The sequence below is a fragment of the Streptomyces sp. NPDC058469 genome (genome assembly GCF_042721125.1).
GTDB lineage: Bacteria > Actinomycetota > Actinomycetes > Streptomycetales > Streptomycetaceae > Streptomyces.
Genome location: NZ_JBHXME010000303.1, coordinates 1 through 5,545, shown reverse-complemented (window position 1 = coordinate 5,545; position 5,545 = coordinate 1). Strand labels below are relative to the sequence as shown.

General features: G+C 68.7%; 1 protein-coding gene and 1 pseudogene. Both read left to right on the top strand.

Features of this window, described 5'->3' with window-relative positions; genetic code table 11:
- Nucleotides 1–180 (top strand): annotated as a pseudogene (locus ACFWP5_RS51625) (AMP-binding protein); the annotation flags it as partial.
- Between the two features lie 153 nt (nt 181–333).
- Nucleotides 334–5,545, top strand: a 5,212-nt coding sequence (locus ACFWP5_RS51620; RefSeq protein WP_384174151.1) for an amino acid adenylation domain-containing protein, incomplete at its 3' end; no start/stop codon positions are given.

Below are 5,545 nucleotides of genomic sequence, written 5' to 3'. Positions count from 1 at the left end.
GTCAACCATTACGGGCCGACGGAGTCGACGGTGGGTGTGCTGGCGGGGCCGTTGGGTGGGGATGGTGTGGTGTCGCTGGGGCGGCCGTTGGCGGGCTCGCGGGTGTATGTGCTGGACGGTGCGTTGAACCCGGTGCCGGTGGGCGTCGGGGGTGAGTTGTTCATTGCGGGTGGGCAGGTGGCGCGGGGTTATCGCGGCCGGGGCGGACTGACGGCGGAGCGGTTTGTGGCGGATCCGTTCGCCGGGGATGGCAGTCGTATGTATCGGTCGGGGGACCGGGTGCGGTGGTTGGCGGATGGGCGGGTGCAGTTTTTGGGTCGTGTGGATCATCAGGTGAAGGTGCGGGGTTTCCGTGTTGAGCCGGGTGAGGTGGAGGCGGTGCTGGCGGGGCATCCGTTGGTGCGGTCGGTGGTGGTGTCGGCGCGGGGTGAGGGTGTGGAGCGCCGGCTGGTGGCGTATGTGGTGCCGGAGGATGCCGGGGACGGTATTCCGGCAGTGGGTGAGCTGCGGGGGTTTGTTGGGGCTCGGTTGCCGGAGTACATGGTGCCGTCGGTGTTCGTGGAGCTGGCTGTACTGCCGTTGACGGCGAACGGGAAACTCGACCGCACCGCACTCCCCGAACCACAAGGAGTACGTCAGGACGCGACCGGACCTGTGGCACCGCGTACCGAAGCGGAACGCATCCTCGCCGACGTATGGGCACAGGTCCTCGGTGTGGACGAGGTGGGCGCCGAAGACAACTTCTTTGATCTGGGTGGGCATTCGCTGCTCGCTACCCAGGTCATCTCCCGGGTCCGTGAGGTGTTCGGGGTCGAGGTGCCCCTGTCGGTGCTCTTTGACGAGCCGACGATGCGCGAGTTCGCCTCTGTGATCGAGACCGCGGGCGCCGGTGTGACGGCTCCGCCGGTGACGGCGGTGGACCGGGACCAGGTACTGCCGTTGTCGTTTGCTCAGCAACGCCTCTGGTTCCTGGACCAGTTGGAACCGGGAAGCGCGGAGTACAACCTGTCGTCCTTGATGCGGTGGGCCGGTCCGCTGGACGTGCCCGCGTTGGGCGCGGCGCTGTCCGCTGTGGTGGCGCGGCACGAGGTGCTGCGGACGCGGTTGATGGCGGATGCGGACGGTGTGGCGTACCAGGTGATCGACGCACCCGCGCCGGTCCCGCTGCCGGTCGTGGACGTGTCTGATGCGGTGGATCCGGGGGCGGCTGCGCGGGTGTTGGTGGCGGTGGATGCGGGGCGGGCGTTTGATCTGTCGGTGGGTCCGTTGGTGCGGGCGACGTTGGTCCGGCTGTCGGCGGATGAGCATGTGCTGGCGTTGGTGATGCATCACGTGGTGTCGGACGAGTGGTCCGGGCGGATTCTGCGGCGTGAACTGTCGGCGCTGTACGAGGCGTTCCGCGACGGCGGGCCGGATCCGTTGGTGCCGCTTGCTGTGCAGTATGCGGACTTCGCGGTGTGGCAGCGGCAGTGGCTGACCGGTGAGGTCCTGGAGGAGCAACTGGCCTACTGGCGGGGGGCGTTGGCAGGGGCTCCGGTGCTGGAGTTGCCGACGGACCGGGCGCGTCCGGCGGTGCGTTCCACCGAGGGCGGCGTGGTGGAGGTGCGGGTGCCGGCCGCGACCGCTGAAGCCTTGCGGACACTGTCCCGTCGTAGTGGGACGACGATGTCGATGACGCTGCTGGCGGCGTTCAGCGTGCTGCTGGGCCGGTATGCGGACACGGACGATGTGGTGGTCGGCTCGCCGGTGGCCAACCGGAACCGGGCCGAGACCGAGGACCTGATCGGATTCTTCGTCAACACCCTGGTGATGCGGGCCGATCTGTCCGGTGACCCGTCCTTCGCCGAACTGCTGGGCCGGGTGCGGGAGATGACTCTTGGTGCCTACGCCCACCAGGACGTGCCCTTCGAGCAACTCGTCGACGAACTCGTCACGGAACGCGACCGATCCCGCAGCCCCCTCTTCCAAGTCCTCTTCGACTACGACAACGGGCAGTCGGGAGAGGAACCCCGGGAGGCCGACGCACACGCTGACCTCGACGCCCACGCCGACCCCGACGCCGGACCGGCGGACGTCGACGAGTTGCCGGTCAGGTTCGACCTGGTGGTCACGCTGGGAGAGGCCGGCGGCGAACTCGCGGGGGAGTTCCAGTTCAGCACCGCGCTGTTCGACACCTCCACGATCGAGCGGATGGCAGGGCACCTGGTCACGCTGCTGGAGGCGATCGCCGCCGATGCCGAACAGCGGGTGGGTGAACTGCCGGTTCTGAGTGCCGTCGAGCGGCGCCGCATGGTCGAGGAGTGGAACGACACCGCGGCGCCGATGCTCCCGGCGGGTGGAGTCCACGAGCTGATCGCGGCCCAGGCGGACGCGCACCCGGACGCGGTGGCCGTCACCTGCGGTGAAACGGCCCTGAAGTACGGCGAGTTGATGACCCGCGCCAACAGGCTGGCGCACCACCTGTGTGGATCCGGCGTGGGTACGGAGTCGATCGTGGCCCTGTGCCTGCCACGCGGGGTCGACATGGTTGTGGCGATGCTGGCGGTGTGGCAGGCAGGCGGTGCGTATCTGCCGCTGGATCCCGAATACCCGGCCGAGCGCCTGGAGTTCATGCTCGCGGACAGCGGCGCGAAGGTGCTGATCGGGCACCGTCCGGTGTCCGAGTCGACCGAGTCGACCGAGGCGGCGGAGGTGGCGGAGGTGGCCGCAAGGCTGCCGGTGGAGTCCGTGGTGTGGCTGGACGACCCGGCCCTCACCGAGGGTCTGCCGACCACGGCGCCCGAAGTCCCCGTACACGGCGACCAGTTGGCGTACGTGATCTACACATCGGGCTCGACCGGGCGGCCCAAGGGCGTACAGGTCGCTCATCGCGGTGTGGTGAATCTGGTGCGCGCACAAGGGCGGGCCTTCGGCGTGGAAGCCGGGGATGCGGTGGTGCAGTTCGCGCCGTTCGGGTTCGACGCAGCCGTCTCCGAGGTGTGCGTGACGCTGGCGTCGGGTGGCACGCTGGTGGTGGCGACGGCGGAGCAGCGCGCCGAGCCCGAGGCCTTGGCCGCACTCGTGCGGGGGCGGAACGTGCAGGTGGCGACCTTGCCGCCGTCACTGCTGGCCGTACTGAACCCCGGTGACCTGGACGGTATGGCCACCCTGGTCACCGCCGGCGAACGCCTCGACGCGGCGACGGCGGCCGTATGGGGCGAACACCACCGGCTGCTGAACGCGTACGGTCCGACCGAGGCCACGGTGTGCGCGAGCATCGCGACCGTCGATCCGCACGGTCAGGGCGCTCCGCCCATCGGCACCCCGATCGACAACACGCGGACGTACGTCCTGGACGAGTGCCTCAACCCGGTACCGGTCGGTGTGGCAGGCGAGCTGTACATCGCCGGCACCGGCGTGGCCCGTGGCTACGGAGGGCGCCCCGCGCTGTCTGCCGAGCGCTTTCTGCCCGACCCGTTCACTTCCGATGGTGCGCGCATGTACCGCTCGGGCGACCGGGCCCGCTGGTCGCCGGACGGGCAACTGGAATTCCTGGGCCGTGCCGATGACCAGGTCAAGGTCCGCGGCTTCCGTATCGAACCCGGTGAGATCGAAGCCGTCCTGACCACCCACCCGCAGATCCGCTCGGCCGTCGTGACGGCCCACGAGGACACCGCCCACGAGGACACCGAGGACCGACGCCTCGTCGCCTACCTCGTTCCGGCCGACCAGGCCGAGGGCATACCGGCGGTCAATGACCTGCGGGACCATGTCCAGCGGAGTCTGCCGGCCTTCATGGTCCCGGCCGTGTTCATGGAACTGGCCGCCCTGCCGCTGACCGCGAACGGGAAGATCGACCGAGCCTCGCTGCCCGCGCCGGACGCCTCGGCCCGCGTGGGTTCGGCGGAGGCCTACGTCGAGCCACGTACCGGCGTCGAGCAGGATCTGGCCGGAGTGTGGGCGCAGATCCTCGGTGTGGAACGCGTCGGGGCCGAGGACAACTTCTTCGAGCTCGGTGGCGACTCGATCAGCAGCATCCGCGTCGTGGCCCGAGCCCGGGAACTCGGCATTCACGTGACCGTGGCGCAGTTGTTCGACCACCAGACGGTGGCCGGTCTGGCGTCGGTGGCATCGAGTGAAAGCACGACAGATGCCGAACAGGGTGTCGTAGTCGGGGAGTTCCCGCTGACTCCGATCCAGCGCTGGTTCCTGGAACGCGAGTTGCCGGAGCCCTGGCATTTCAACCAGTCGACGGTGCTGGAGATCACCGGCCGTGTCGAACCCGAGCTGTTGCGCGCCGCGTTGGCCGCGCTGGTCGAGCACCACGACGTACTGCGCTCCAACTTCGCGCAGGAGGACGGGCAGTGGGTCGGTCGTGTGATGGCGGCAGTCGAGCCGGGCGACCTGGTGACGGTGATCGATGCCCCTGCGGCGGATGTCGAAGACGAGTTCCTGGAGGCGCGGGCCTCGGAGGTGCAGGCCGGTCTCGACCTGAGCGACGGCCCCCTCCTCCGTGCGGCCCTTGTCGACCGGGGTGAGCGAGGCCAACTGGTCCTCCTCGTCATCCACCACCTGGTCGTGGACGCGGTCTCCTGGCCTGTCCTGTTGGAGGATCTGGCGTCGGCGTATGAGCAGGTCGAGCGTGGTTCCGTGAGGGTGGAACTGCCGGCGAAGACGACGTCGTTCGTGCGTTGGGCTCAGCGGTTGGGTGAGTTGGCGGTGTCTTCGGAGGTTGAGGCTGAGGTTGCTCATTGGCGGGAGGTGGGGGCTGCGGCGGGTGTGTTGCCGCGTGAGTTCGGGGGTGGGAATACGGTCGCGGCGGCGCGGCGGGTGTCGGTGGCGTTGGGTGCGGAGTCGACGGAGCGTCTGCTGCGTGAGGTGCCGGGTGCGTTCCGGACGCAGATCAATGACGTACTGCTCAGTGTTCTGGGTGCGGTGTTGACGGAGTGGGCCGGGACGTCATCGGTCGTGGTGGATGTGGAGGGCCACGGCCGCGAGGACGTGGGTTCCGACATCGACGTCTCCCGTACCGTCGGTTGGTTCACGAGTGTGCGTCCGGTCGCGCTGGGGGGTGTGGAAGGCGGTGATCTGGGTGCGTTGTTGCGGCGTACGAAGGAGGATCTGCGGGCGGTGCCGCGTAAGGGTCTGGGTTACGGCCTGCTGCGGTACCTGAGCGACTGGGAGCCGGTCTCTGGCTCGGGTGCGGAGGTCTCCTTCAACTACCTCGGCCAGTCGGGCCGACGTCCGGACGCGCACGACGCCGGCGAGGGCCGAAGCGCCGACCGCTTCCGTCCGTCAGGCAGGGACCTGGGCGTGGCGCAGTCGTCCGAGGGCGATCGTCCCCACCTGATCGAGGTCAACAGCCAGGTTGTTGACGGCAGTTTGGAGATGGTGTGGACGTATGGGGGTGAGGTGTATGACGAGGGGACGGTGGAGCGGTTGGCGCAGCGGTACGTCGATGTCCTCACCCGGATGATCGAGTATTGCTGCCGTCCGGGAGTGGGCGGATATACGCCGTCGGATTTCCCGTTGGCCGGTTTGGATCAGGATGCGTTGGATGGTGTCG